The sequence below is a fragment of the Bacillus safensis genome (genome assembly GCF_039619585.1).
In the GTDB taxonomy this organism is placed as follows: Bacteria; Bacillota; Bacilli; order Bacillales; family Bacillaceae; genus Bacillus; species Bacillus safensis.
The window spans coordinates 940,069-966,526 of the sequence record NZ_CP154909.1; the positions used below are offsets into that span (position 1 = coordinate 940,069).

A 26,458-nucleotide genomic window follows, 5' to 3' on the forward strand; every position below is an offset into this window, starting at 1 on the left:
GAATGAGGCTCTTTTCCTTTGCATGAAAAAGTCGGAGATTCTGTTCTCGACTTTTATTGATTATATTGTTTGGACAGGCTGCATCATCAATAAGCGATGCCGACGCGTTGATGTACAAACTCCTTCGAATTTAACTGCTGATATAAAAAGTGTGCGGTATCTTCAACTGAAATTTTCTTTCCATCTATAGGGAGAAAATCTTTCTCATAGCGATATGACCGTGTCACTTCTCCATTTGGTAAATAGGTTGGACAAATAATGGTCCAATCTAGATCAGTCGATTGAAGGATTTCAAACGCTTTCGCATGCTCTTTAGCTGCTCGGGAAGTGGTCCGTCTTGATTCATTTGTTTCAAAACGGTAGAGCTCCGGCTGCTTTCTTGCTTTTAAAATACCTGCTGTACCAATTGTAATAATTCTAGATGTATTTGTTTGCTTCATGGCTTGTACGATATGCTCCATTGAAACAGATAATGTATCGTCACCATCTGTTGATAGACAGCTCACAACAATATCTGCTCCTTTGATTGTCTCAAGCACATCTTCCCGATTTCTTGAATTGCCGGTGACTTGAAACATACCCGCAAGCATTTCTTCTCGGTTTGTTCGAATCAATGAACGAACCATGTAACGATCATCTACTTGAACGAAACGAAGAAATGCTTGTCCTACACGTCCATGAGCACCGAAAAGAGCTATTTTCATCTGTTCGATCCCTCCACTACATACTATAAGTGAAAAGGGCACAAAATGGTACAACTTTTATGTGATGCTTTTTTTATATAGATGAAAGGATCGAATACTATGAGCATATTCACATAATAGAGAGATACCTACAAATTGTAAAAGTTCAAAGTTCATACCAGAAATAATGTCCATGAAGATCCGCTCCTTTCTACTACATGATATGAGCTGAAAGGAGTTTGGTGAGGGATAAAAACAAAAAAAGAAGACACCATAAGAGGTGCCTTCTATGATCCAAATATGAAATTAAGCTTTTGTTCCGCCAAGGTTTTGTTGAGCGAAAGACACAAGACGTTTTGTAATTTCTCCACCAACTGAACCGTTAGCACGAGATGTTGTTTCTGCTCCAAGGTTTACACCAAATTCAGAAGCGATTTCGTATTTCATTTGATCGATCGCTTGCTCTGCTCCAGGAACTAGTAATTGGTTTGAACTATTAGAATTTGCCATGATGTGATTCTCCTTTTTGTATATGTTTTGTTTTTTTGGTTGGGTTTGCTGGAATCGCACCAGCGAAATGATCAAGTCATTTGCCACTTGGCGAAACCCAATGCAGTAACTGCTTTGTACTAAGTATTATGGTTATTTCCGAAAAAAACATACGAGAAAAGAACATGGTAAATGTTGTGTTAACACACAAAAAACCATCACCCAATGATGAGTGATGGCGCTGCTTGTATATCTTCTTATTCTGCTGAGCGGATGCGCAGCTCCGTATCCGCATCAAAGAAATGGGCTTTGTTCATATTAATCGCAAGAGGGATAGACTGTCCGGCTTGTACATCGGTACGAGAATCAACACGTGCAATAAACGATTGACCATCGATAGAAGAATAAAGCATCGTTTCTGCTCCCATTAATTCAGCTACTTCTACGTCAGCATTAATTTTTGTGCCTTCAGACGCCTCTATAAATACTGGTTCATCGTGAAAATCTTCTGGTCTGATGCCTAAAATGACATCCTTTCCAATATAGCCTTGGCTGCGTAATACTTTCATTTTTCCTTCTGGTACACGAATATGTGTTTTTCCAACCGCAATGGCACCGTCAGAGAGCTTTCCTGTGAAAAAGTTCATCGCAGGTGAGCCGATAAATCCACCTACAAACACATTCTCTGGGTTTTCATATACATCTTTCGGCGCTCCAACCTGTTGAATAAATCCATCTTTCATGACAACAAGGCGGGTTGCCATTGTCATGGCTTCAGTCTGATCATGTGTCACATAGATAAATGTCGTTTGCAGACGCTGATGAAGCTTAGAAATTTCAGCACGCATCTGAACACGGAGTTTTGCATCTAAATTAGAAAGCGGCTCATCCAAAAGAAAAACCTTTGCATCACGTACAATTGCTCTGCCAAGTGCAACACGCTGCCTTTGACCGCCAGACAGTGCTTTTGGTTTCCTGTCTAAATATTGCTCAAGCCCTAATATTTTAGCGGCATTTCGAACCCGCTCATCAATTTCTGCTTTCGGAAACTTCCGAAGCTTTAATCCAAAAGCCATATTATCGTACACATTCATATGAGGATATAATGCATAGTTTTGGAAAACCATTGCGATATCCCGGTCTTTCGGTGCTACATCATTCATCCGTTTTCCATCTAACAGAAAGTCTCCTTGTGATATTTCTTCTAGACCTGCAATCATGCGAAGGGTTGTTGATTTTCCGCAGCCTGATGGACCAACAAACACAATAAATTCTTTATCTTCTATATGTAGATTAAAGTTGTCTACTGCTGTTACCTTGTTATCGTACACTTTATAAATTTGATTCAGCATCATTTCAGCCATTAGCTGTCAGCCTCCCCAGTCCCTCTTTTTTGAAAGCGCTTTACTAGTAAATAAAGTGTATAAAATGAGGAAGAGTCTGTAAATGGACAACGTGCACAACATCCTATTTTCATTTTTGGGCAGGGTGCTCATGTCTTCGTTCTTTATGAAAGATCGAGTAGAATCATCATCAAATAAGCAGCTGATGCTTCTGGAAAATGTCGTATATCTAGACCAGTGCGCTCAATAAATTTATCAATTCGATATTGAAGACTGTTTCTGTGAACATATAACGCTTTTGCTGCCTTGGATGCGTTTAAATTACATTGCATATAGGTCATGAGAGTGCGATAAACATCCCGGTCAAAGACCGCTTCTTTAAAAGCATCTGAAATAGCGTGAGTGAGTGCAGATGCATCATAACAAATGAACGATGGCAGGCATTGATAAAATGTGGCAGCCCCTGATCTAAGCTTTTCTCGCTGCAGATGGCATAAAAAGAGCTGTTGTTCATTTAATAACCTCATCTGTAAATGGTCATTAGGCAAATGCAGCTGTCCTTGCATAAAGACTGAGTCTGTTAAAAAATCACTTGTAATAGCCAGAGACAAATCATTTAACTGATCTAATTGACTGTTTTCTGATGTGGCGTTTGGTTGAATCAGCATAGCTGTTTCAGGGCCTGTCCATATGAAATGAGTATGTTCGAGGCTGTTATTCACAGCCTCTTTTATTTGCTGTCTTTGTTCTTCTTGATGGATCATTTGAAAATAATAAACACGGACGGGATGTTGGACAGTTAGTGGTTTGTTTTCAAAAAGATAGCTGAACCATTTTTGTTCATCCTCGGTCTGCGCTTTTTGAAATAGATCAATTGGTGTAAGAAAAGAGTTGAGAAGAAGTGTTTCTCTTTCTGAAAGCTCCGATTTGTTTACTCCAAATATTTCACCTTCGTCTGTTTGATACCAAAGAATTTGTTTGTCATGAGTAGGTGTGCTGATGATATGGTTTCCGTAAACAAGTTTTAATTTTTCTAACATGGCGGGGCTCCTTAAACAGTTTAATCATAGACATGGAACAGCATTAATTCGTGGATTTCTTCTTTTAAAGTTGGTTCTACTTCATGGGGCGGAAGCTGAGAGCCCCATTCAATGTCACCTGTTTTGTGGTAGATGCCTTCATAGTGCGCACCGTTGTGGAAAAAGGATATTTTCCAGCCTGGCAATTGTGCTTTCTTAAAAAGGGGTTTCCATTGAAAATGAGAAATCATATCATCATTGCCTCCTTGCTTTTATTGATGAAACAATAAACAAACACGACAACACGGAAACAACCTTGAACTTGATTTTATTGTATCTCATCTCATGAAAAGAGCATAGAAAAAGCATAGATTTAAGATCACTGACATGTGACAAAAAAGCGTCAGTAGACGTTTGCGTGATCTGAAGTTGTGAGTGCCGTTTTTGAAAGGTAAGATGCGTAATCCATGATACTTTTCCCAATCATCCATTCTGATTTTTTCAAAGAGACATGCTGGAAAATCTCTCGGCCAGGGCGAGAATTAGCTTCGAACATCCAAATTGCACCTGTTTGATCAATGCCTAAGTCAAAACCGATTTCACCGATATGCCCGGACATTTTTTTATCTATCACCTGGCTGAGTATGATGGCAGTATGAGAAAGCTGCTGTAAAATCTGCAAACGTTTCTTTTCTTCTGGAAAGACAGCATAAAGTGTTTTCACCGTTCCCCCGTGTAACTGGTGAGTCGTGATGGTATGATCTCCAGAAACCTTTGCTGCAGCTGCTGTGACTGTCCAATCACCTTCTTTATTTTTATTCGTATGAACTCTGAAATCCATCGGTTGATTGTCTATTTGAAGAAGCTCAATGCCTTGTTGTGCAATAAAATCATGAATTGCATGATCCTTTCGCAGTCTTTGAACAAACTGATCTATTGAATCATATGGAATGGACTTTCCAAAATTTGAGAATACAGTGATTCCGTCGTTTTCCTTCTTTAACTGATAAATCCCGTCTCCATGACTTCCGTTTGTCGGTTTTAAGTATATAACTTGATGCAGGTGGAGAAGTGTTTCAATTTTAATTAGAGCGTCCACGGGATCTAATTGTACAGAATGTGGGAGTAAGGACCATGTTTTTTCATCTGTTAATAGCTGTTCATGAATCTCCCATTTATTAAAAAAGTAAGGATTGAACCAAGGGATATCATAGTCTTGAGTGAGTTTTCGCTTCGTTTCTTGTATGAGTGCCGACTGAGCAGCTTTTCTATTTGGAAGCCGGTCATAAATAACTGACGGAAGGGGAAGCTGTTTTTTAACCCATGAATCTTGCTGGTACAACAGTCCTTCTACAATTCCTTTTTCCCAATCAATCGAATGTGACCCAAAAAGATAGGCAAAACCAAGATGCTGCCTGAAAGAGTGCAGCAGTTTGATAAAAAATTCTGATCTCGTTCCCAATGGCTGTGTACTTTGCTCAAAACCCGCAGTGAAAATGCCCATCAACGGCCCTATAAAAAGTGTATGGTCAATGATGATCACATCAGCTTTTGATTGGTAAGGAATCAGTAATCCTCTGTATAGATCTTCAGATAATAAAATTTTATTTGGATGCTGATGATAGGAAATGTTGAAGCCATCTACTAAACGAGACCCTATAGCAAGAGAATAGATGGCATCTTTCTGTTTATAATTGACGGGAAGATGAATTGTTTTTTCACTTGTGAGGTGTGGGGCGATGATGCAGCGCTTTCTGTTCATAAGAAACCTCCTTCGGTTGAGACTTTATCGATTGCGCATATTCAAGAATGATACGAATCAATTCGTGTTCCTTCTCAGGATAAACTTTTAAAAAAGCGGACCGCCCTGGCTTTGATCTGATATTTGATATGAAAAGTCTGCCTTCACTTGAATGAAGTAAGTCTACTGCGAATTCAAAGCAAGGAGAGTAAGTTTTATCTATATAAGCTGGGATTGATGCCTGAATGGATGCAATATCATCTAAAAGGAGTTCCTTGATGTGTGGCTGCAATGTATTTAGATAGTGTTCAAAGCCTATCACAGGAGCTGATTTTTGTGTATGACTTAAAAGACTATTTTCTGCAGGTGATTTTGTGTGAATTCCCATGCGTTTCCATTGATTTTGTGAATCTTTCATAAGGAAAATCTTGATTTCATTGAATAAAATTTCTTTTTGATCATTCGTGTTGAAAAATTGAAGAAAATACCGGCCTGCATATTTTTTGCACCAGCGCTCCAGCTCTGACGTACGAGAAAATGTAATGGTTTGATTGGAACTTAGCTGAACGGTAAATGTTGATTTGCCATCAAAGGAAATGAAGTAAGTAGATGCTGCATGCTGATGGGAGAGAGGCTGCATTCTACAATAACCGCCAGCCCCGCACTCCCTTACCATATTGATTAGGTCTGAGGGCTCTTTTAATATAAAGCAGCCAGGTAAATATGGCTGTAAAGCAGAGCGGAGACGGAGCTGCTCAAATAGCACCATTTTATTTGAAATGCCGGTATTCAAAAAATTTGTTTTTGGATATTTTTTTAGCCATTCCATGATGGGTTTTGCTTTTTTAGATTGTGCGTCATGCCGGTAAAGACATCGGTCATAAATCAAGTCGGGAATCGGAAATTGTGCGTCGGCAAACCCTTGGCCATTCGTATATGTTTGGCCTTGTATCAAATTTGAAGCCGGCTTTAAATCAAATGGTGTAAAACGAACAACCACTAAACGATAAGAAGAGGCAGCTTTGGCGAGCTGCCGTGTGAATGCCTCTTCATACTGCGGAGAAAGGCTCACAATACCTAATGTTGTCATTTAAAAACACCTTCTTTTCAACTTCTTTTTTTTACCATCACAAAAACATTTTTTTATGATTTTACATAAAGCTTGCGCTCCTTTATCATTACGACAGATCGCTTGATCATATGTCTCGCTGCATGCTTCATTTGCTTGGGAACTTGACAACAACTATAATACGTATAGATCAAAACAATAAACCTCGGGTGTTGTTTGAAAGGTAGATGACGACTTTGAATATATTCACAACGTTTATCTTTATGATTGTTATCGGCGCAGTCATAGGAGCAGCGACAAACCATCTTGCAATTAAAATGCTTTTTCGGCCTTATAAGCCATATTACTTATTCGGAAAACAGCTTCCATTTACACCAGGGCTTATCCCTAAAAGAAGAGACGAAGTAGCCAAGCAGGTTGGTGTCATGGTTATGGAGCATTTGCTCACGCCAGAAGGTATTCAAAAGCGATTTGAATCATCGGATGCAAAGCAGGAGATCCTGCGTACAGTCCATCAATATATTGACAAAGGCGCAAATATGGAGATCACCGTATTCTCCCTGCTAGAAAAATTCGGCGTTACAGAGGCTGATGTCAAAGCAGATAGATGGCTCCATCAGTGGTCTGACCAGAAGCTCGCTTCATTGCTTGAAACATATAACGAGCAAACTTTATCTGAATTGCTCCCGGTAGAAGTGGAAACCAAAATATCATCAAAAATTCCAGATGCAGCAGATTATATTTTAAAGAGAGGCATTCATTATTTTGAAAGTGATGAAGGCAAAGCCAGGCTTGGCAATATGATTGATGATTTCTTAAAAGAACGGGGAATGCTTGGCAGTATGGTCCAAATGTTTCTAGGGAATTCAAGCTTAATTGACCGTGTGCATCCAGAAATTATCAAGTTCTTAAGAAATGCAGAAACAAAAAGATTTTTATCAGATTTACTTGTTCAAGAATGGGACAAGGTGAAGCTATTTTCTCTTCATGAGCTTGATGAAAAATGGAATGTGAAGGAACTTATTTTTAGTGTGAAAAATCAATTGCTTTCTCATTTCTCTACAAAGCTGATATTAGACAAACCAGTTGGAACATATGTCAGTGCTGTAGCGGATGACCTTAAAACACATTTTGCGCCAGTGTTGATTGATAAGGGGATCGAAGCGGCTTCAAATGCTTTAGAGAGTCTGCTTGCAAAGCTGCAATTTGAAGATATCATTCGTGAACAAATTGAACTTTTCCCGCTTGAAAAAATGGAAGAGCTTGTAGTCAGCATCTCTAATAAGGAGCTGAAGATGATAACATTTCTAGGCGGTCTTTTAGGCGGGATGATTGGTGCTATCCAGGCTGTTTTTGTGGCGCTATTCTAAGAGAAGCTATAGAAATTTTAATGAATTCATTGTATATATGTGAAACGAAAGCCATAGTTTGTTATAGTGGAGTGGTGTCCGCCGATCATATCGGTGATAACGGATAGAAAGGAGACATAACATGTCTGTAAATCTTTATGATGTTGCATATGACCTTGAAAAAGCATTGCGTCATAGCGAAGAATATTCAACTTTAAGAAATCTTTATGATGAGGTAAACGCGGATGAGTCCTCTAAAAGAATGTTTGAGAACTTCCGTGACATTCAAGTAAACCTTCAACAAAAACAAATGACTGGTCAAGAGATCACACAAGAAGAAGTGGAGCAAGCTCAAAAAACAGTTGCGCTTGTTCAGCAGCACGATAAAATCTCTCAGTTGATGGAAGCAGAACAACGTGTGAGTGTTCTTATCGGTGAATTAAATAAAATTATCATGAAGCCACTTGAAGAGCTTTATGGGAATCCAGAAGAAAACTAATGGAAAGGGCGAGGTCATTCGCCCTTTTTTGTTTTATCTTTTCTCCTCAATATCTTTTAAAAAAAGGTTGTCGAAGCACATAAATTCTGCGATAATACTTATATTGAAAGTGCTTTCAAAAGGCGCTCTCAAGGGACAATTGGGTGCGTTTCACTTGGGATTTATGGCGGTGAGCCAAACGAGAGAGAAGCGCTTCTGGGAGAAACGCAAAGCATCATAAGGGGATCTGATATAAGCAATGCTTTGGTGTGTAAATGATAAGGGGATCATGGGGAGCTTCATCACTCCATTGTAACGCATCCAAACCATACATAAAAAAAAGCCTAGGGGTAGGCTTTTTTTATTTATCCATCTATTCATAACCTGGGGCTCTTTCAACTGCATGTTCTAAAGCACCAAGCTAGGGCATATCCTCATCGTAAGTACAGTCATCAAGAAGGGGGATGCCTCAGTGTCAAAAAAACTACTTGCACTCAATATAGATGGGACGTTACTTCGTTCCAATGGTAAAATCCATTCTGCTACAAAAGAAGCTGTGGAATATGTAAAGAAAAAAGGGGTTTACGTGACGATTGTCACCAACCGGCATTTTCGTTCCGCTCAAAAAATTGCCAAGGCGTTGAAGATTCCAACATCAACCCTTGTGACGCATAGTGGTGCATTTATCGCCGATAAACTCGATGAGCCGCTTCATGTGAAAAAATTAACGGAAGAAAAGACATTTAATCTTGTGCAAATCCTTGAAAGCTTCGATTGTAATGTCCGCTTGCTGCATGAAAAATTCTCGATCGGCAACCGGAAAAAAACGCAGTCTCAGCTGATGGGAAAGACGCTTATTCATCCGTCTGATCCAATTTTCTATCCCGTTCAATTTGTTGAATCGTTAAGTGATATGCTGATGGATGAACCAGTCAGTACTCCAGTGATTGAAGTATATTCGACTGCGGAGCTTCAGCCTGAGATTCACAGGACCATTCAACAAGCATTCCCATCTGTTGATCTTATTAGGATCAGTGATGAGAAAATGAATATTGTATGCAAAGGGGTTTCGAAGGAAGCGGGACTTTCTCTTTTAACCTCTGCACTCGGTTTTACTTTAGAAGATACGGTCGTCATTGGTCATGGAACAGATGACATTCCAATGCTTGAATTGGCTGGTTTAGGTGTTGCTATGGGAAATGCCCCCAATGATGTCAAGCGTAAAGCCGATTGGGTGACGCGCTCGCATGATGAACAGGGTGTGGCTTATATGATCAAGGAATACTTTAGAATGCAGCAAAGAGAAGGATTTTTGCATCAATTCGATATTAAGAGATAATACAGTGAAGGCCCTGTCAATCAAGAAATGACAGGGCCTTCGTCTGTTCCCTTCATTGCTTTTCCTACATGAATTTTGTAAAATGAAACAAGTTTGAAGATAAAGGTGATATGATGCGAATTTTAATTAAAGGGCTGTCAGATGAACGATTTCATCGCCCGCTTGTCAATATAGCCAATTTATTTGAAGAAGATAGTGAAGTGATGTTTGATCCAAGTGAATTGGATGATGGTTTGGTCATGGTATTTAACTGGAAGGAAGAAAATGGCATGGTGGAAGCATCTGGTCATATCGATGGATCAGACATCACCAGTCGTTTTTCGCGGGATGTCCCAGAGAGCTTGAACGATAAGGAGCGCTGGAAACAAATCAAAAACACAGTGCTGTCTGTTTATTTACACTTGCTTCAGGAGCACACAGGAATGACACAAAAGTGGGGCATTCTCACAGGAATACGTCCTACGAAATTGCTTCATAAGATGCTGAGAGAAGGCATGTCAAAGGAAGATGCACATGCGGCATTAAAGCGTGATTACTTGATTCATGATGAAAAAATCAATTTGATGCAGGAGATTGTCGATCGTCAGCTTCAAGCCATTCCAGATCTGTATGACCTTCAGCAGGAAGTGAGTATTTATATTGGTATTCCTTTCTGCCCCACAAAATGTGCTTACTGCACGTTCCCTGCTTACGCCATTAAAGGACAAGCTGGCAGAGTGGGAACGTTTTTGTTTGGTCTGCATTATGAAATGCAAAAAATGGGCGCATGGCTAAAAGAACACGGGATCAAAGTGACGACCGTTTACTTTGGCGGAGGCACGCCAACGAGCATTACAGCGGAAGAAATGGATTTGCTGTATGAAGAAATGTACCGCTCGTTCCCAGATGTGAAGCATATACGGGAAGTGACTGTCGAAGCAGGGCGTCCTGATACGATTTCGCCTGATAAGCTAGAGGTGCTAAACCGCTACAATATTGACCGGATTAGCATTAACCCGCAATCGTATGAGAATGAAACACTAAAGGCTATTGGCCGGCATCATAGTGTCGAAGAAACGATTGAAAAGTATCACTTATCAAGACAGTACGGCATGAATAATATCAATATGGACTTAATCATTGGATTGCCGGGAGAAGGGCTCAAAGAATTTCAGCACTCCTTGCAGCAGACTGAAGAGCTCAAGCCTGAATCTTTAACCGTGCATACACTCTCCTTTAAAAGAGCATCTGAAATGACGCGCAATAAGGAGAAATATCAAGTAGCCGACCGAGAAGAAATCACACGTATGATGGATGAAGCGGTCACTTGGACGAAAGCACATCATTATCACCCATATTATTTATATAGACAAAAAAATATTTTGGGGAATCTTGAAAATGTCGGGTATTCATTAGATGGACAGGAAAGTTTGTATAATATTATTATCATGGAAGAAGTACAGACAATCATTGGCATTGGATGCGGTGCAGCAAGTAAATTCATTGATCCACGATCAGGAAAAATTACGCAGTATGCCAATCCAAAAGATCCAAAATCGTATAATGACCGCTATGAACACTATACAGAAGAGAAAATTCAATTCCTTGAATCATTATTTGTTTCTCACGTTTAAACACTGCGATGACGCAGTGTTTTTTTCATTTGTAAAAGGGTATATAAGTGATAAAAAGTTAAAGCAGGTGTACATATGATAGATGTGATCGGAATTGGGATTGGGCCCGCCAATTTAGGGTTGGCCGCTTTGTTAGAGGAGTATGAGGATGTCTCATGCTGTTTTTTTGAACAAGAGTCTGAGTTTGCCTGGCATCCTGGTATGCTGATCAAAGGAACGGATTTGCAAGTTTCCTTTTTAGCAGACCTTGTCACAATGGCGAATCCAAGGAGCAGGTATACATTTTTAAATTATTTACATGAAGCAAATAGACTTCACCGGTTCTATACATTTGAACAGTTTGATATCCCGCGGAGAGAATTCAATGAGTATTTATCATGGGTGGCAGGAGAATTAGACAGCTGTCAGTTCGGGATGAAGGTAGAAGAAGTGACGGACTGCCAAGAAGGCTACCTTGTGAAAGTCAGACGGCTGAACGATGGATCGCTTTCTGAATATCGTGCAAAGCATGTCGTGTTAGGCACAGGAAGCAAACCAATGATTCCAGTCGATGTGCCTGAAGCAGTATACCCATATGTGACCCATAGCAGCCGTTATTTAGATCAGCAGAAAGCACTTCATGAAGCTGAGTCGGTGGCGGTAATCGGCTCAGGGCAGAGTGCAGCTGAAATTTTCTTAGACCTGCTTCAGCATCAAAAGAAAGGACAGCAGCTTTCATGGTTTACGCGTTCTAGTGAATTTAGAGAGCTGGAGACGGCAGAACTTGGCCAAGAGCTTTTTACACCAAAGTATGTCGAGTATTTTCATTCGCTTCCTTATGAAGAACGTATGAACACATTGCCCAGGCTGACAGGATTAAGAAATGGCATCGATGCATCAACGCTTTCGCGCATTTATCAGGAGTTGTATCATCGCTCCGTTTCAGGTGAAGAGCCATCTGTGCTCATTCAGCCAATGACCGAGCTTGAAGCGATTCAAAGAGGAGAGCATCAGCCTTTGGAGCTGCATCTCAAGCAGTGGCAGCTGAAGAAAGAAAAAAGCATAACTGTAGATCACGCTGTATTGGCTACAGGATACACACCGAATATTCCTGAATGGTTTAGCGCATATGAACCTTTGATTGAATGGGAAAGTGATGAGCATTTTAAAGTGACAGACGACTTCAGGCTTGTGTTCAAAGACAAGCGTTCAAATCATTTCTTTACATTCACGAATCTTGATCATTCTCATGGAACAGCGGCGACCAATTTGAAACTATCGATTTACCGCAACCAGAAAGTCATTCGAACCATTCGAGGTGTCAAGGAAGCGCCAGTCAAACAAGAAACTGCATTTCAGCAATTTGAATAAGACATAAAAAAGGGCCCAAGCATAGGGCCCTTTTTTATTAGATCGTCGTTTCTTTTTTTACTTTTGGTTTTTCAGGTTTCCATTTGAAGATTTTGTTTAGGATTTGATAGATTTTTTTAGATTCTTTCGTTACGAGCGGTCCTAAGATCGCAAGAATTAAGACATACAATGCAGCAAAGGGCTTCAAAGTAGCGGCAAGTCCGCCGGCGATGCCAAGCTCGGCAACAATGATTGAAAACTCTCCTCTCGATACGATGGTTAATCCAATATTAGAAGAGGCTTTATGAGAAAATCCAGCTCTCCGTCCAGCGAACATTCCGGCAGTGAAGTTCCCAATTAAGGTAAGAATCACAGCGCCGATCGCAAGCCAGAAGGCATCACCCAATGTAAACGGATCGATACTGAGACCAAAGCTGAAAAAGAACATCGCTCCAAAGAAATCTCTAAACGGAACCACGAGATGCTCGATGCGGTCTGAGTGCTCTGTTTCTGAGAAAACAAGACCAAGTAAGAGAGCTCCAATAGCCTCTGCTACATGAATTGTTTCTGAAAAGCCAGCGACAAAGAACAAAGCGGCAAAAATCACAATGATGAACACTTCGTTCGAACGGATATCAAACAACTTATTTAATAGTTTTGGCAGCTTCCGCGCAATGATAAAGAAAAGCATCATATAACCAAAAGCAATTAAAATTGATAATAAGGCACCGCCAACAGTAGTGGCATCTCCAAGGACAAGACCTGATACGACGGATAAATAAACGGCAAGGAAAATATCCTCAAACATAATAATCCCTAGAATTAACTCTGTTTCAGGATTCGCCGTTCGTTTCAAATCGACAAGGACTTTGGCCACAATGGCGCTGGATGAAATGGTGATCACCCCTGCCATAATGAGAACCTCAAGGAATCCAAACCCTGTGATAAAACCGTAGAGCAGACCTAAGCTGAAGTTGATCAAAATATAAATAGATCCGCCGACTGCAATAGATTTACCCGATTTAATGAGTTTTCCGACAGAGAACTCAAGTCCAAGATAGAAAAGAAGGAACAGGACGCCCATTCTGCCAAAAAACGAAATAATCTCCGTGCTTTCGATAAATTTCAAATCAATGATTCCGATAGTTGGAGCATGCGGCCCAACAATCATTCCGAGGACAATGAGAAAAGGGATGATAGAAAATTTAATTTTATTGGCGATTAAGCTGGCGATGGCGATAAGAATTAGCGCCGTCCCAACTTCAAAGACTAAATGATCCATTCATCACTCTCCCCCTCTAGAAAGAAAATCACGTACCAATCGCTTCAAGTGTTTTCTTTCGCCCGAAATGACCATCGTATCATTTGCTTGAATAATCGAATCGGCACCAGGGTTGAGTAATTTTTCATTTGTATGTTTAATGATCGCAATCACGGTGACTTCATAATTTTGTCTCACATCTAAATCACCGAGTGTATGTCCAACCGCTTTTGCACCTTTTTCCACTTTAAACCATTCAATGATCAAGTCGTTGAAGGCCATTTCAATGGTTTCTAGTGCCTGCGGTTTATACACCATACCGCCGATAATAGCAGCGATTTGCCGGGATTCAGCATCATCGAGTGAAATGGTAGACAGCACTTCATCTGGATCATCATCGTCAAAACGATAAATTTCCCGTCTGCCATCATCATGAATCACAATCGTCATCTTTTCTCTATTTCTCGTTTCAATTTCAAATTTCTTTCCGATCCCAGGAAGATCATTTTCTTTAATGTTCATTTTATCCCTCCGAATTTGATAGGCTGTGTTTTTCAAATAGTAAATGCGGATGAAATAAAATGAATCAGTAGAGGTAATTAGATTGATACATAACGGGGATCGCACACTTCATTTCCAAAAAACATAGATCAATGGACAATGCAGCTGATGGGGCAGGCTTTGGCAGAAAAGTCTTGGCATACGCCCTTGATAATCTGTCCTTCAACAGAATGGATGAAGCATGTTTTTTTGAAAATGAAGGTGTCTTCACAGCATTGATTTCTTCATCATAAATGGATGGAGAAATCAGGCTAGGTATACTCGCTTCTGCCTGTGAAGCAAAAACGACATTTGAAAAAGGAGAAAACATGACGATGAAGCTAACCAATATCATGATGGAACATCTGATCAATCATCCTCCTCCTTTCAAATTTATTTTCTTTCTTTTTTTACTATATAAAAATATATTTCTTGTTTCAATCATTATGCTTATTTTAGTATCAATTGATCTTGAAATTTTTTATTTAGAGAAAAAGGTTTTACATGATGAAAATGGAAGTAAGTGATGAGCTTTTAAAAGAAGAGGGGGATGGATGATGACATATATCAATTGTCAGTTAGACGGGGATGTTTTTGAAATCGTTTTCAATAGGCCTGAAGCTTATAATTCTTTTCATGTGGACATGTTTGCTGAATTCAAAGAAGCATGTGATGCAGCGGAGGAAAGCAGTGCAAAAGTCGTTGTCATCAAGGGAGCGGGAAAAGGATTCTCAGCAGGCGGAGATATTGGGATGATGCTCAAGCAGGAAAGTGAAGAAGATTTCCATCGTGTGATGGATTTGATCGAGGGAATTACACTTTCTCTAGCTAGTATGAAAAAAGTGACGATTGCGCTTGTTCACGGGTCAGCAGCAGGCCTCGCTTTTAGCTTTGCTCTAAGCTGTGACTACTTGTTTATGCATCAGGATGCAAAACTCGCCATGAATTTTAATGGAGTAGGATTAATTCCAGATGGCGGGGGGCATTTTTTCCTCACAAAAAGAGTGAGTGAGCAAACCGCTAAACAATTGATTTGGAGCGGACAAAAGCTGCCGGCTGAAGAAGCGTTAAAGCTGCGCCTTGCAGACGGGGTGTTCCAGGATGAGGTCGATACGTATCAAAAAGTGTGTGTGAAGCCATTTATGAACATGCCGCTTCAAGCCTTTATCGAAACAAAGATGATCTATTTCCAGCAGTCAGAATCAAAGCTCTTAGCAGTTCTTCAAAAAGAGAGAGCAGCACAGGCAAGACTGAGAAAAAGTCATGATCACAAGGAAGGTATACAGGCCTTTTTAGAAAAAAGACGTCCTGTCTTTCAAAAAGCATAAATGAACATGAGGCCGGCGAAAGCCGGCTTTTTTAACGTTCAAATAAAAGCAGCTTTCCTGCTTGATCAACGAGTCGATGAGAATGCTTTGTGTATTGCTGTTCCATTAAGCGATGACGTCCTAATTCCTTTGCTTTCTCGTCACCATCCGCTGTGATTTTTTCATTTAATAAAGTCTCACCCGACCGGTCAAATACGGTTAAAAAGTATGTCTTCTCCATTCCTCATCTTCCTTTCTTCTGTTTTTAATGTAATTAAACATGGAATAAGACAAAACCTCTTTTTTAGCCCTTAAAAATGTGTTTTTTAGAAGAAGAGTGATAGAACGTGCATTCGTAAAAATGGCATGATAAAATATGGACAATGACAGTATCGGACAAGGAGATAGACGTTTGACTAAGCTCACCTTTATTCATGCCGCAGATTTACATTTAGACAGTCCATTTGCAGGAATGTCGACTATACCTAGTTCTATATTTAAGCGGCTCAAAGAAAGTACATTTCAAAGTGCTAAGAACATCTTTGATCTCGCCGTTGCGCGGGAGGTAGACTTTGTGCTGCTGAGCGGAGATTTATTTGATGAATCCAATCGCAGCTTAAAAGCACAGCTGTTTTTAAGAAATCAGTTTGTAAGACTGCAAACGCACGGGATTGAAGTCTTTATTATTTATGGGAATCATGATCATTTAGGCGGTGAATGGACACCGATTGAGTGGCCCGAGAATGTACATGTCTTTTCGAGCAGTACACCAAGTGAGCACTCCTATTATCGAGGGGATCAGCTTGTCGCGAGTATTTATGGGTTTAGCTACAAAGAGCGGGCTGTCTATGAAAATATGACATCTCATTATGTCAAAACAACAGATGCTGCCTATCACATTGCGATGCTTCACGGCACATTAGCCGGACAAGAAGGACATGATGCATATGCCCCATTTCAGCTTCAGCAGCTCATAGCACAGGATTTTGATTATTGGGCGCTTGGACATATACATAAAAGAGCCCTTCTGCATGAAGACCCATATATAATTTATCCTGGTAATGTGCAGGGCAGACATATAAAAGAAACGGGAGAAAAAGGCTGTTACTTGATTCACCTCTCCGAAGATTCACGGGCAGCGGATTTTATCAGCTGTGCAGATATCATCTTTGAGAAACTGGCAATAGACATCACAGAAACAACTCATATGACGGATCTTGTCACACTTGTGGAAGGCAAAATCAATGAGCTGAAAGAGGAAGGCATTCCTCATTTTGTGAGAATTGAATTGACAGGTGATGCGCCTTCTTACTTTGAGCATACGCAGCTTGAGGTCCTCGAAGAGCTGATGACTGTTTTTCATGAGCAGGAGGAAGATGAAGATGTGTTTGTTTGGGTGATGTCAATTGATTGCCGAACAAACGAGGATGTCATTTATCCAGAAGATTCCTTTTTGAAGGAACTAACGGCAGAAATTGCACAGTTTGAGTCATATGAAGAGCTGCTTTCACCGATCAAGCGTCACTCAACCTACAGGAAGTCAGGAAAAGCGCTCACAAAAGAGGATGAAGTGGATATAAAAGAAGAGGCACAAAGGCTGCTAACGGAACAGCTGAAGCAATTATGAGAAAAGGAGAGGTATGATGAAAATACGTTCACTCCATATAGCGAATTTCGGGAAATTTTCAAATCGAACCTTTCACTTTTCTGATGACGGTTTTCAGCTAGTTTACGGCCTGAATGAATCGGGGAAAACGACATTGAAGGCATTTATTGAGTCGATGTTATTTGGTTTTTCAAAAAACAAGATATACAAGCCGAAACAAGGATCTTTCTATGGCGGCTCCCTCACTTGCTTAGATGAGGAGTTAGGTGTCATTCACATTGAGAGATCGTCCGATCGAGGCGGTCAAGCACAGGTGTTTTTACCGAATGGTGAAGTGAAAGATGAAGCATTTCTACGAACTCTTTTAAAGGGAACAGATCGCAGATTATTCCAATCAATCTATTCATTTGATGTGTTTGGACTGCAAAATGTCCAAGCCTTAAACGAAGATCAAATCGGTGAATTTCTCCTTTTCTCAAGTTTATTTGGCTCAGATGCTGCCTCCAAGATGGATAGCAGGCTGCTTAAGCAGCAGGAGCAGCTGTTTAAACCAAATGGACGCAAGCCGGAATTAAACCAGCAGCTTGATCGTTTAAAAGAGCTGGCTGCCCAGCTGAAACAAGCTAGATTGGCAGAAGGCCGTTATACAGAAAAAAAACGGGAGCATTCTGAATTAATAGAGACGATCGCAGCGCTTCAAAAGGAAATGAAGCAGACAGAAGAACAGATTCAGCAGTTAAACGAACACATTCGACTTTATCCCATGATAGAGAAGAAGATGGAGTTAAAAAAAGAATTAGCCCGTTATCCAGAACGAGTCAAACGCTTTAGAGCAGAAACAGAGCATGAATTAGATAAATTAGAATCACACCTTCACCCGAAAAAGGCTCAAATGACTGCACTAAAGCAAAAATTAGATCATTTGCAAACCTCGCTGGCACAAGTTCAGCTGCTTCATGACAAGGATACATTACTGGAGATGAAGCGTGTCGTTGATGAATCTTCTCATGCTGAACGTGTCAAAAACCGCTTAGCAGAATGTAAAGCAGAACGTGATTCATTGAAACAAAAAATGGACGAAGCCGCAGCGAAGCTAAAGTGGCAGCGTTCAGTCAAACTTGAGCAGATTGACGACTCCCTTGAATTTGAGTGGGAATTAAAGGAGGCTGTCAGCCACTACGTTCGTTTAATGGACAGAAAGGCACAGCTGGATGACCGGTTTGATCATGCAAGACATGAGCTGGAAGAAGCGGAAACCGCTTTAAAAGGATTAAAGGAACAGCAGGCCAAATCGCATAGTACAGTGGAAACTGGGGAAACAAGAGCAAAAGAGAAACAGGTTCATTCCCGGGCGTGGTTATTTCCTGTGATGGTGATATTTGATGCTGCATTTCTGCTTGTCCTTTTCTTTTTAACAGAGTGGTGGGTTACTTTCTTATTTGCAGGGTTTTCTATTTTTGTCTTCTTTGCTATTTACCCATTTTTGAAATCGACACAGGTGAAACAGGGAAGCGGCGGGGGAACATTCGATTCCTTCCAAGTACAGGCAGCTTCAGCTGAAACGCTTGTGAGGCAGAAGGAGCTTTTGTACGAAAGGATCATCCGGCAATATGAAGACTGGGAGCAGGAGCTGGAACCTGTCCAGCAGCAAGTAGAGGAAAAGAAAAGACAGCTGGGCTTGTCCTCAGAGCTTTCTTTCCTAGTAGAAGCCTTCCTTATCCTGAAGCAGTTAAAAACGAATACAGCGGGATATGAGGAGCTTAGCCGGGAAATAGACGAGCTTGCCGGCCAGCAGTCCAATTATGAGCAAAGGGTGGAAGCGTTAAGCAGTCTTCTGCAGCGAAAGGAAGGCACCATTCAAGAGAGCATCTCGGCCTTTCAAGAGATATTGAAAGATGAGGCGAAAAGAGAAAAAGAACGTCAGACATTGGATGTATCGATTCAACATGTGAAACAGCAGATCACGACACTGGAAGGGGAAATTGACTATTACGAAAAACAAATGGACGTGCTTTTTCGTCAAGTAGAGGCAGAGTCCAAAAAAGATTACCAAATTCTTTCCCATCTATCGAAAGTATATCGGGAACGGCTTTCCCATTTGCAGCAGCTGAATCAAGAGCTGCATAGATGCGGCTGCTTTGATGAGGAAGAATCGATTGTTCGTAAAGGATTGCGCCTTCTTGAAGAAGAGTGTGCGGAAGCAAAGCAGCATCTGAATAACATACAATCGAATGCGGCGAATATGGAAAAACGTCTGGCAGAACGAGCAGTGGAAATCCGGCAAATAGAAGCTTCAGGTACGGTGTCTGATTTGACTCATCAGCTTTCAGCTGAGCAGGAGCATGCAAAGCACCTTGCGAAAAAATGGGCGGCGATTCAGCTTGTCCGCTCCGTCATTCGAGAAAAATTGAATGAACATAAAGAAAAAAGGCTGCCAGCACTGCTGCAAACAGCTTCCCGCTTTATTCAGCCGTTAACGAATGATCGATATGAAGCCATTTTATTTTCACCAGAGGATGACCGGCTGATCGTGAAAAGGATGGATGGACGAATATTCCGCCCAGAAGAGCTCTCGCAAGCAACATGTGAACAAGTCTATCTGGCCATTCGTTTTGCACTCGCCTTGTCTCATCAGCAGGAATGTCAGCTTCCGTTTATGATGGATGACAGCTTCGTTCATTTTGATCATGTTCGTCTAGGAAGAGTACTGGAGTTGATGAATGAACTCACGCGTTATGAAACACAGCTGTTTTATTTTACCTGTCATCAGCATATGATGCAGGCAGCTGAAGATGGACAGATTACGAGTTTAGCAGTTGAATGATTGACAAATAATGACTTATGTTATACTTATATGAGCAGAAACATGGAAGGAGCTTTTATTGAATGGCTAAAGGGATCATGACCTATGATGTCGGCGAACAAGTTGACCTGCATTTATTAATTAAATCATCTACTAAAGGAATTGCAAGTAATGGCAAACCATTTTTAACGCTCATTCTTCAAGATCAAAGTGGAGATATTGAGGCGAAACTATGGGATGCAAAGCAGAATGATGAAATCACCTATGGACCGCAAACCATCGTGAAGGTAGTAGGCGACATTCATCATTATCGCGGGAGGAATCAGCTGAAGCTTAGGAATATACGCCCTGTTGCTGAAAACGAGCAAATTCGAATTGATGACTTTCTCGAAACAGCTCCTATTCCAAAACACGATATGATGGATACGATTATGCAATATATCTTTGATATGAAAAACCCTAATATTCAGCGTGTTACAAGGCATTTGCTGAAGAAATATGGACAGGAATTTGCTGATTATCCAGCAGCGACAAAAAATCATCACGAATTTGTCTCTGGACTCGCCTACCACGTCGTGTCTATGCTGCATTTAGCAAAATCCATTGTTGACCTATATCCATCACTAGATCGAGATCTTTTATATTCAGGTATCATTCTTCATGATTTAGGGAAAGTCAAAGAGCTTTCGGGCCCAGTCTCCACGACATATACTGTGGAAGGGAATTTAATTGGCCACATTTCCATTATGGTGACAGAAATTGCGAAAGCTGCGGAAGAGCTTAGCATTGATTCAGAGGAAATTCTCATTTTACAGCACTTAGTCCTGAGTCATCATGGAAAAGGAGAATGGGGCAGCCCGAAACCACCAATGGTAAAAGAAGCTGAAATTCTCCACTATATTGATAATTTAGATGCGAAAATGAACATGATGGATCGTGCGCTTGAGCATGTGAAACCAGGAGAATATACAGAACGTATTTTTGCACTTGAGAATCGTTCGTTTTATAAACCAACCTTCCATCACGAATAATCATGTCAAAACGTCCGTTTATGCGGGCGTTTTTTTTCATAACTTGTCTTCTTTTCGCATAAGCATGTAACACAAAGGAAGAGAGGAATGTCCTTAAGAAAAGGAGGCGATGAAAAAATGTTGTTTTTTCCGTGGTGGGTGTATGCATGTATCATCGGCATTATTTTCTGTGCGTATAAATTAATGACAACAGCCAAAGAGGAGCAAGAGATTGATCAATCCTTTATTGAAAAGGAAGGAGAAATTTTTATCGAGCGAATGGAACAGGAAAGAGAGCGCAGACGTCAGGATCAGCAGGTGAAAAGATCGCAGGATACTGCGGCACATGAAGATCATTCGATTGCTTAATCTCGTCATACAAAAACCCCTCTGCACGATGACGGCAGAGGGTTTTTTTGTGATTACTGGCCTTGTTGAGGCTGCTGATTTTGTGCAGGCTGTTCAGATTTTTCTTTGAACGTTTTTTGAAGCTCTTTATCTTTTACTTTCACATCAGCATCTTTTACTAATTTGTTTAAGATGTTTTGGATTTCATTTGTGTCTGCTTGTTTTTGGTCAAGCAGTTCTTTTTTCAAGTCCGCTTTCATGTCATCATATTTACCGCGTTCTTCAGTCTTTTTAATGATATGGTAGCCGAATTGGGATTTTACTGGCTTGCTGATTTCATTTACTTTTAGTTTGAAAGCAGCTTTGCTGAAGTTCTCGTCCATTTGGCCTTCTTTTGCGAACCAGCCTACATCGCCGCCTTGTGCTGCTGAAGCAGTATCAGTTGAATATTCAGAGACAAGGGCATCCCATTTTTCACCTTTATCTAATTTCTTTTCCACTTCGTCAGCTGTTTTCTTATCAGCTACTAAAATGTGACTTGCGCGGATTTTTCCTTTAAGGTCATCGTAATACGATTTTACTTCTTTATCAGTGATTTTGATGTTAGCTTTGGCAGCCTTTTGAGTCAGCAGCTCATATTTCACTTGATCTTTGATGTAATCTTTACCGAATTCATCTTGAAGCTGTTTTAAACGATCTTCACCAAGTGTCTTTTTATATTCTTCCAATTTCTTATCAATTTCTTTATCAGATACTTTGTATTTGTCAGCAAGAACCTTTTGTTGAACAAGTAGGTTTAAAGCATCTCCACCTGCTTGTTTCTTAAGAGTAGTATAAAGTTCTCCTTTTGTGACATCTCCTGATTTTGTTGTGGCGATCACATCTTTATCACCGCTACTGCATGCGCCAAGAGTTAAAACACTTACTGCTGTTACAGCTGCTAAAGCCATTTTTTTCATTCAAAAAACACTCCTAATCTTTCCAATTTATTTATCATTGCTTGTATCATAACATATTGTGACACGCTGTAAAAAGAAATGCAAATGGAAGGGCATTCGTCTAGTCAAAAAATTGCGCGCGACATACACATATAGTGATCACAAAAAGGAGGCTGAATTATATGGGAGCAGGATATTCTAATGGGTTTGCTTTATTGGTCGTGCTATTCATTTTGCTGATCATCGTTGGTGCAGCATATCTTTACTAATTAAATCGCTGTGACAGAAGGGAGCCGTCCTGCCGTGCGTGAGGGCGGTTCTTTTTTCAAACGATGACAGGTGCCTAAACGTTTTTTATTTTTCTGCATACACTGAGCTTAGAACAGAGGAAGAACTGGCAGGAGGTGTTTTCACATGGGAGGAGAAGTCTTTGCTGGCGGTTTTGCACTAGTCGTCGTATTATTTATTTTATTGATCATCATCGGTGCATCTTGGATTTGCTAATGAAAATATACACAAAAAGCTGCCCTCAAACTGGCAGCTTTTGCTTTGATCTTAAATGGAAATGGTAATTTCAACAAATGATGAGATAAGTAAGATCAGTATCGATACATTGATAAAGCGAAACACCTTATCTTGCCGTTCTTCAGGAATCTCTCTGACAAGGCATAATGTATTAGTAAGCCTGTTTATTGAATACACAATAAACGCGGCAAAGACGATGAAGTAAAATAAAACTATCGGAGATCCCCCCTCTCTATGCTATTCCCATACTACATTACCAAATTTTTTATGAAAAAGATAGAAGTTGGCTTTAAAAACCTCATGATGAGGAAGTTTGGTCAACTAAAATATCAAACTCGTCTTGAGCTTGATCGATGATGCAGGATTTAGGTGCTTTGAGCAGCTTCCATGCAAATAAAAAGTCAGGCAAACAATAGCCTGCATGTATACTTGCGATGATGATAAAATAGTGTGCGTACATAGGAAACGCCACGCCTAACAAAAAGTAAACCGGTGAGATGACACAAAACGGGCTGAGAAGTGAAAAAAGCATCACTTTCTTAGGCACGCGCTGCCAGCAATTTCGTTTCATCAATAGCGTCATTTTTTTCTTATTTTTCATCACTGGGATCAAGTGAACCACACGGTGGACAAGCAATGTCACAAGTAAGAGCACGGCAAAAAGCGGTGCGTTATGGCTGCTTAGCCGCGTTTCAGGATGAGTCAGTTGAAAACATAAAAATGCCATAATGAAAAAAAGGATAGCAAGACTTATGGCTGAAATCATCATTCTCGTATAACCATAATCCTTTTCAAGATTAATGGTCTTCCAACAATTCATTTTTCATCCTTCCAATCTAAAAATCGAATTGAATATCTCAAGATAATTTACTCTTCCTGAGGATAAAAATCAATGGTTTTGATGAAAAAAAATAAAATGGTGCCTTCATATGGAATAAAGAGAGGAAACTTTGGGTTTTTCAAGAAAAAAGAACAGAAGGGGGAGGTTCGTCTCTTTCGTCAATGAGTAATTTCGGCTAAAATAGAAGGACTAAGAGAAAGAGGGAACGTACATGAGTATTGAGGAACGAATGAGCCAGCTTGAATATTATATGGAACTTTTATTGACGGTAGCCGATATGAGCCGTTATCCATATTATGCGTTATTGATCAGGCAGCGTGTATCGAAAGAAGAGGCAGAGGAAATTGAGCGTATTTGTGCTGAGCTTTCAGAGGAAATGGATAAGCAAAAAGCACAAGGCTACGTCATGTTTGACGATCTCCTTGCGCTCTTTGCGGGACAGTTAATTGAAAAGCTGGATGTTCATGAGACAATATTTGCTTTGCATGATCAAGGGCTCTTTCAGCCGCTAATGAATGAATTTATAAAGATCATTAAACAATTTGATTTGTTTTAGACGCTTTTTCTGCTGCCTCAGCTGAGTTTTCAAGTTCCTCAGTCTTTTTTGTGACTTTTCCTTGCTCATTCAAAAAGTCCTTCTCAATGTTTGAAAACGATTTCTCAAAAATCTCCATGAAATCCTCACCATAAATGTTTCGGATGATACACATCATTTCTAAAATCTCAGGGAACTTTCCGTAAATGTCATGAAGCGGCTGTGCGCCTTTGACAATACCAGTTCGGGCCGGGTCATAATCTTCGAGTAGTTTATGGAATGTCTCTTCGCCTTTTGGCGTTAGCTCAATATACGTATTGCGTTTATCGTTTAACTTTTTAGAAAATTTTAAAAATCCTCGTTCCTCCAGTTTCTTGGAGAAGTTAAACGCCGTTGATACATGCATGACGCCAAACTTTGCAATTTCTGATATTGAAGCTCCTTTTAATTGATACGCAATCCACAAAATATGATGTTCATTGATATTTAGGTTATACGGTTTGATCCACTGCTGCCAGTCCTTTTCAATGGATTTCCAAAGAGCTTTGCTCAATTGGGCCATTCTTTGACTGAATAAAAGTGCTTCTTTTACATCGAAAGGCTGTTCCGAATGATTCATCCATTTCACCTACTTCTCTTTTTCTTGTAATTCTATTATGCCAATAAAATAAAGATTAATAAAGCTGAAAATTCAAGAATTTTTAAAAGTCATGAAAAACATTGTCAAAATAACCTTTTTTCAACAAAAAAAGTGCGGGATACGCACCCCGCACACTTTTGTAAACGAATATTTTTTTGTGAGTATATTAGTTTTGTAAGGTTTTCTCCAGTTGTTTGAGCTTTTCTTCAATTTCCTGAATTTCCTTTTGTAAGTCCTGCTGATGAGGTTTGATTTCTTCGCGCCATTGCTGAATCGATGTTTGCAATTCAGACCCGACTTCTTTAATCACCTCTGCGCTTTCTTTTGCTGTTTCCACAATTTGTTCTTTTAAAGCTTGTCCGTCTCTTTTTAATTTTGTCAGCGTATCTTCGAATTTGTCATAGCCGTCTTTCACTTTTCCGCGCACATCTCTGCCAGAAGAGGGAGTCGTCAGGAGCACTGCCGCACCTCCGAGGAGACCGCCTACAAATAATCCTGTTAATAAAGAACGTCCACTAGCCATTCAAATCACCTCTAGTCAAATTTTACACATTCGCATGTTCTCTCTGAGCTGACGATCAGCTTCATTGAACTTCCATACATAGCTTGCTTTATTTTAGCATACTTTTGAAGAAAAGGGAGGGGAGAAGGTTGTCTGTCTTTCTGTTCGTTTTTATGTGTATCGTCATCGTTTTTACAGGTGGTTCTATTCATTATGCAAGACAGCTTGGGTATGCAGGGTCTTATCCGCCAAAACATGTATTAAAGCAAAAAGCACTTGTGTGTGCGGCTGGTGCAGGAATTTCGCTCCTCATTTTGCTGCTGACCCTTTTTCTTTTATAAAAGCATGAAAAAAACCTCTTCATCTATCATGAAGAGGTTCCAGAGTGTAGACAAACCCTCGCATTCTTTGTCAGTCCTGCGTGCTGGTGCTCACGAATATCAAATTCGCTCCGCGCCAGTACTCGTCCTTCCTAGACTTCAAAGGTTTTCTATCACGCTGAAAAGAAGACAAAGGGCTAAAATCAAGATCATTTTAGCCCTTTGTCAACAATCTGAAACCTCTTCATCTATCATGAAGAGGTTCGGTTATTCGTTAAGCAACTTCTATCATTCTTGCACGTCTTAAAATGGACTGAGCAATTGGGAAGACAAATACCATAGCAATGGTATTAATCACGGCTGCTGGCAGGACCACGCCCACAAGAAGTGCCGGTAATGCAGCTGGCAGTCCAGTGATCAGTAAAGCGGCAGATAGGAAAATCACACCGGATACGATGGTTCCAATCGCAGTTAACACAGCGGTCAGCACCACTTTGTTCTTTATCTTTAAGCAAGATAAGAAAAGGGCTAGGAAGATAAAGGCTGTCACTGGTTTATCAATCATATTCGGAATTTGTCCGCCTGGGAATCCCGTTGTTAATGCAGAAATCACGCCAGTCACTAGCGCAATCACGACAACATGCTGAACCTTTGGGAAAAGGATGATGCTTAAAAACATCATGACCAGCATCATATCAGGTTTCATTCCGAAAAAGATGGGCGGGAAAATCGTATGCAAAACAGCGCCCATTGCTGCAAGCAATGACATAATCACTAATTCTTTTGTTTTCATTTCTATGCTCTCCTCTGCTAAGCTCTTATAGGACTCT

At 40.3% G+C, this 26,458-nt stretch carries 31 protein-coding genes; 14 read left to right on the plus strand and 17 right to left on the minus strand.

Annotated features, from left to right (window positions below):
• Positions 1-86: 86 nt before the first annotated feature.
• The 7 genes from AAYR28_RS04725 to AAYR28_RS04755 form a co-directional block, all read right to left on the minus strand.
• The gene (locus AAYR28_RS04725) at positions 87-704 is read right to left on the minus strand and encodes an NAD(P)-dependent oxidoreductase (protein WP_041109935.1); all 618 of its coding nucleotides are present in this window, start codon (positions 702-704) and stop codon (positions 87-89) included.
• Between the two features lie 285 nt (positions 705-989).
• The gene (locus tag AAYR28_RS04730; protein WP_024425744.1) at positions 990-1,193 is read right to left on the minus strand and encodes an alpha/beta-type small acid-soluble spore protein; all 204 of its coding nucleotides are present in this window, start codon (positions 1,191-1,193) and stop codon (positions 990-992) included.
• Positions 1,194-1,429: 236 nt separating this feature from the next.
• Positions 1,430-2,536, minus strand: a complete 1,107-nt coding sequence (locus AAYR28_RS04735; RefSeq protein WP_034282227.1) for an ABC transporter ATP-binding protein — start codon at positions 2,534-2,536, stop codon at positions 1,430-1,432.
• Between the two features lie 143 nt (positions 2,537-2,679).
• Positions 2,680-3,555 (minus strand): helix-turn-helix domain-containing protein, encoded by an 876-nt coding sequence (locus AAYR28_RS04740; RefSeq protein ID WP_340899071.1) that lies wholly within the window; start codon positions 3,553-3,555, stop codon positions 2,680-2,682.
• A gap of 20 nt (positions 3,556-3,575) precedes the next feature.
• Positions 3,576-3,785, minus strand: coding sequence for a YheE family protein (locus AAYR28_RS04745; RefSeq protein ID WP_003211787.1), 210 nt, complete (start codon positions 3,783-3,785; stop codon positions 3,576-3,578).
• A 152-nt stretch (positions 3,786-3,937) separates the two neighbouring features.
• Complete coding sequence (locus AAYR28_RS04750; protein WP_345808939.1) at positions 3,938-5,296, minus strand: YheC/YheD family protein; 1,359 nt, start codon at positions 5,294-5,296, stop codon at positions 3,938-3,940.
• Complete coding sequence (locus AAYR28_RS04755; RefSeq protein ID WP_120207493.1) at positions 5,253-6,365, minus strand: YheC/YheD family protein; 1,113 nt, start codon at positions 6,363-6,365, stop codon at positions 5,253-5,255. Before AAYR28_RS04755 ends, AAYR28_RS04750 begins: the two co-directional genes overlap by 44 nt.
• Positions 6,366-6,580: 215 nt before the next feature.
• On the opposite strand from AAYR28_RS04755, the gene AAYR28_RS04760 reads away from it, so the two are divergent.
• The 5 genes from AAYR28_RS04760 to AAYR28_RS04780 all read left to right on the plus strand — a co-directional run bounded on the left by AAYR28_RS04760 (position 6,581) and on the right by AAYR28_RS04780 (position 12,473).
• Complete coding sequence (locus tag AAYR28_RS04760; RefSeq protein WP_034282223.1) at positions 6,581-7,714, plus strand: DUF445 domain-containing protein; 1,134 nt, start codon at positions 6,581-6,583, stop codon at positions 7,712-7,714.
• 121 nt (positions 7,715-7,835) lie between these two features.
• On the plus strand, positions 7,836-8,192 hold the full coding sequence (locus AAYR28_RS04765; protein ID WP_024425750.1) for a YlbF family regulator: 357 nt from the start codon (positions 7,836-7,838) through the stop codon (positions 8,190-8,192).
• 451 nt (positions 8,193-8,643) lie between these two features.
• A complete protein-coding gene (locus tag AAYR28_RS04770) occupies positions 8,644-9,510 on the plus strand; it encodes a Cof-type HAD-IIB family hydrolase (RefSeq protein ID WP_039177545.1) in 867 nt (288 codons plus the stop codon).
• Positions 9,511-9,623: 113 nt separating this feature from the next.
• Complete coding sequence (locus tag AAYR28_RS04775) at positions 9,624-11,123, plus strand: coproporphyrinogen III oxidase (protein ID WP_034282220.1); 1,500 nt, start codon at positions 9,624-9,626, stop codon at positions 11,121-11,123.
• A 75-nt stretch (positions 11,124-11,198) separates the two neighbouring features.
• Positions 11,199-12,473: a lysine N(6)-hydroxylase/L-ornithine N(5)-oxygenase family protein gene (locus AAYR28_RS04780; protein ID WP_326135016.1), complete on the plus strand. Its 1,275-nt coding sequence runs from the start codon at positions 11,199-11,201 to the stop codon at positions 12,471-12,473.
• A 37-nt stretch (positions 12,474-12,510) separates the two neighbouring features.
• Here the strand turns inward: AAYR28_RS04780 and AAYR28_RS04785 are convergent, their stop codons facing one another.
• The 3 genes from AAYR28_RS04785 to AAYR28_RS04795 form a co-directional block, all read right to left on the minus strand.
• Positions 12,511-13,734, minus strand: a complete 1,224-nt coding sequence (locus AAYR28_RS04785; RefSeq protein WP_034282218.1) for a cation:proton antiporter — start codon at positions 13,732-13,734, stop codon at positions 12,511-12,513.
• Positions 13,735-13,737: 3 nt separating this feature from the next.
• The gene (locus AAYR28_RS04790) at positions 13,738-14,235 is read right to left on the minus strand and encodes a cation:proton antiporter regulatory subunit (protein WP_024425442.1); all 498 of its coding nucleotides are present in this window, start codon (positions 14,233-14,235) and stop codon (positions 13,738-13,740) included.
• 64 nt (positions 14,236-14,299) lie between these two features.
• Positions 14,300-14,626 carry a potassium:proton antiporter gene (locus AAYR28_RS04795; RefSeq protein WP_227001712.1) on the minus strand — a complete coding sequence of 109 codons (327 nt, stop codon included), beginning with the start codon at positions 14,624-14,626 and terminating at the stop codon, positions 14,300-14,302.
• A 181-nt stretch (positions 14,627-14,807) separates the two neighbouring features.
• Between AAYR28_RS04795 and AAYR28_RS04800 the strand changes: the two genes are divergently transcribed.
• Positions 14,808-15,581, plus strand: coding sequence for an enoyl-CoA hydratase (locus tag AAYR28_RS04800; protein WP_051627350.1), 774 nt, complete (start codon positions 14,808-14,810; stop codon positions 15,579-15,581).
• Positions 15,582-15,612: 31 nt separating this feature from the next.
• Here the strand turns inward: AAYR28_RS04800 and AAYR28_RS04805 are convergent, their stop codons facing one another.
• Positions 15,613-15,801, minus strand: coding sequence for a YhzD family protein (locus tag AAYR28_RS04805; protein ID WP_034282213.1), 189 nt, complete (start codon positions 15,799-15,801; stop codon positions 15,613-15,615).
• Positions 15,802-15,972: 171 nt separating this feature from the next.
• On the opposite strand from AAYR28_RS04805, the gene AAYR28_RS04810 reads away from it, so the two are divergent.
• The 4 genes from AAYR28_RS04810 (at position 15,973) to AAYR28_RS04825 (ending at position 21,348) form a co-directional block, all read left to right on the plus strand.
• On the plus strand, positions 15,973-17,187 hold the full coding sequence (locus tag AAYR28_RS04810; protein ID WP_345808940.1) for a DNA repair exonuclease: 1,215 nt from the start codon (positions 15,973-15,975) through the stop codon (positions 17,185-17,187).
• Between the two features lie 16 nt (positions 17,188-17,203).
• On the plus strand, positions 17,204-19,990 hold the full coding sequence (locus AAYR28_RS04815) for an ATP-binding protein (protein WP_345808941.1): 2,787 nt from the start codon (positions 17,204-17,206) through the stop codon (positions 19,988-19,990).
• Between the two features lie 62 nt (positions 19,991-20,052).
• Positions 20,053-21,000, plus strand: a complete 948-nt coding sequence (gene yhaM, locus AAYR28_RS04820) for a 3'-5' exoribonuclease YhaM (protein WP_024425447.1) — start codon at positions 20,053-20,055, stop codon at positions 20,998-21,000.
• A 117-nt stretch (positions 21,001-21,117) separates the two neighbouring features.
• The gene (locus tag AAYR28_RS04825) at positions 21,118-21,348 is read left to right on the plus strand and encodes a sporulation YhaL family protein (protein WP_041089925.1); all 231 of its coding nucleotides are present in this window, start codon (positions 21,118-21,120) and stop codon (positions 21,346-21,348) included.
• Positions 21,349-21,401: 53 nt separating this feature from the next.
• On the opposite strand, the gene AAYR28_RS04830 is transcribed toward AAYR28_RS04825, so the two are convergent.
• Positions 21,402-22,286, minus strand: a complete 885-nt coding sequence (locus AAYR28_RS04830) for a peptidylprolyl isomerase (protein WP_041117009.1) — start codon at positions 22,284-22,286, stop codon at positions 21,402-21,404.
• 161 nt (positions 22,287-22,447) lie between these two features.
• On the opposite strand from AAYR28_RS04830, the gene AAYR28_RS04835 reads away from it, so the two are divergent.
• Both AAYR28_RS04835 and AAYR28_RS04840 read left to right on the plus strand, forming a co-directional pair.
• Entirely contained in the window at positions 22,448-22,534 is an 87-nt protein-coding gene (locus AAYR28_RS04835) for a YjcZ family sporulation protein (protein ID WP_008361129.1), read from the plus strand.
• A 145-nt stretch (positions 22,535-22,679) separates the two neighbouring features.
• A complete protein-coding gene (locus AAYR28_RS04840) occupies positions 22,680-22,769 on the plus strand; it encodes a YjcZ family sporulation protein (protein ID WP_017360317.1) in 90 nt (29 codons plus the stop codon).
• A 51-nt stretch (positions 22,770-22,820) separates the two neighbouring features.
• Here the strand turns inward: AAYR28_RS04840 and AAYR28_RS04845 are convergent, their stop codons facing one another.
• Positions 22,821-23,006 (minus strand): hypothetical protein, encoded by a 186-nt coding sequence (locus tag AAYR28_RS04845; RefSeq protein ID WP_072368131.1) that lies wholly within the window; start codon positions 23,004-23,006, stop codon positions 22,821-22,823.
• 82 nt (positions 23,007-23,088) lie between these two features.
• A complete protein-coding gene (locus AAYR28_RS04850; protein WP_034282208.1) occupies positions 23,089-23,610 on the minus strand; it encodes a DUF3267 domain-containing protein in 522 nt (173 codons plus the stop codon).
• Between the two features lie 232 nt (positions 23,611-23,842).
• Here AAYR28_RS04850 and AAYR28_RS04855 point away from each other — a divergent pair, with 232 nt between their 5' ends.
• Positions 23,843-24,187, plus strand: a complete 345-nt coding sequence (locus AAYR28_RS04855) for a YhaI family protein (protein ID WP_070325666.1) — start codon at positions 23,843-23,845, stop codon at positions 24,185-24,187.
• On the opposite strand, the gene AAYR28_RS04860 is transcribed toward AAYR28_RS04855, so the two are convergent.
• A complete protein-coding gene (locus AAYR28_RS04860; RefSeq protein ID WP_024425452.1) occupies positions 24,165-24,785 on the minus strand; it encodes an HTH-type transcriptional regulator Hpr in 621 nt (206 codons plus the stop codon). The genes AAYR28_RS04855 and AAYR28_RS04860 overlap by 23 nt on opposite strands.
• A gap of 187 nt (positions 24,786-24,972) precedes the next feature.
• Complete coding sequence (locus AAYR28_RS04865; RefSeq protein ID WP_024425453.1) at positions 24,973-25,329, minus strand: YtxH domain-containing protein; 357 nt, start codon at positions 25,327-25,329, stop codon at positions 24,973-24,975.
• A 128-nt stretch (positions 25,330-25,457) separates the two neighbouring features.
• Here AAYR28_RS04865 and AAYR28_RS04870 point away from each other — a divergent pair, with 128 nt between their 5' ends.
• On the plus strand, positions 25,458-25,649 hold the full coding sequence (locus tag AAYR28_RS04870) for a hypothetical protein (RefSeq protein WP_024425454.1): 192 nt from the start codon (positions 25,458-25,460) through the stop codon (positions 25,647-25,649).
• Between the two features lie 253 nt (positions 25,650-25,902).
• Here the strand turns inward: AAYR28_RS04870 and AAYR28_RS04875 are convergent, their stop codons facing one another.
• Positions 25,903-26,421, minus strand: a complete 519-nt coding sequence (locus AAYR28_RS04875) for a tryptophan transporter (RefSeq protein WP_024425455.1) — start codon at positions 26,419-26,421, stop codon at positions 25,903-25,905.
• Positions 26,422-26,458 lie beyond the last annotated feature (37 nt).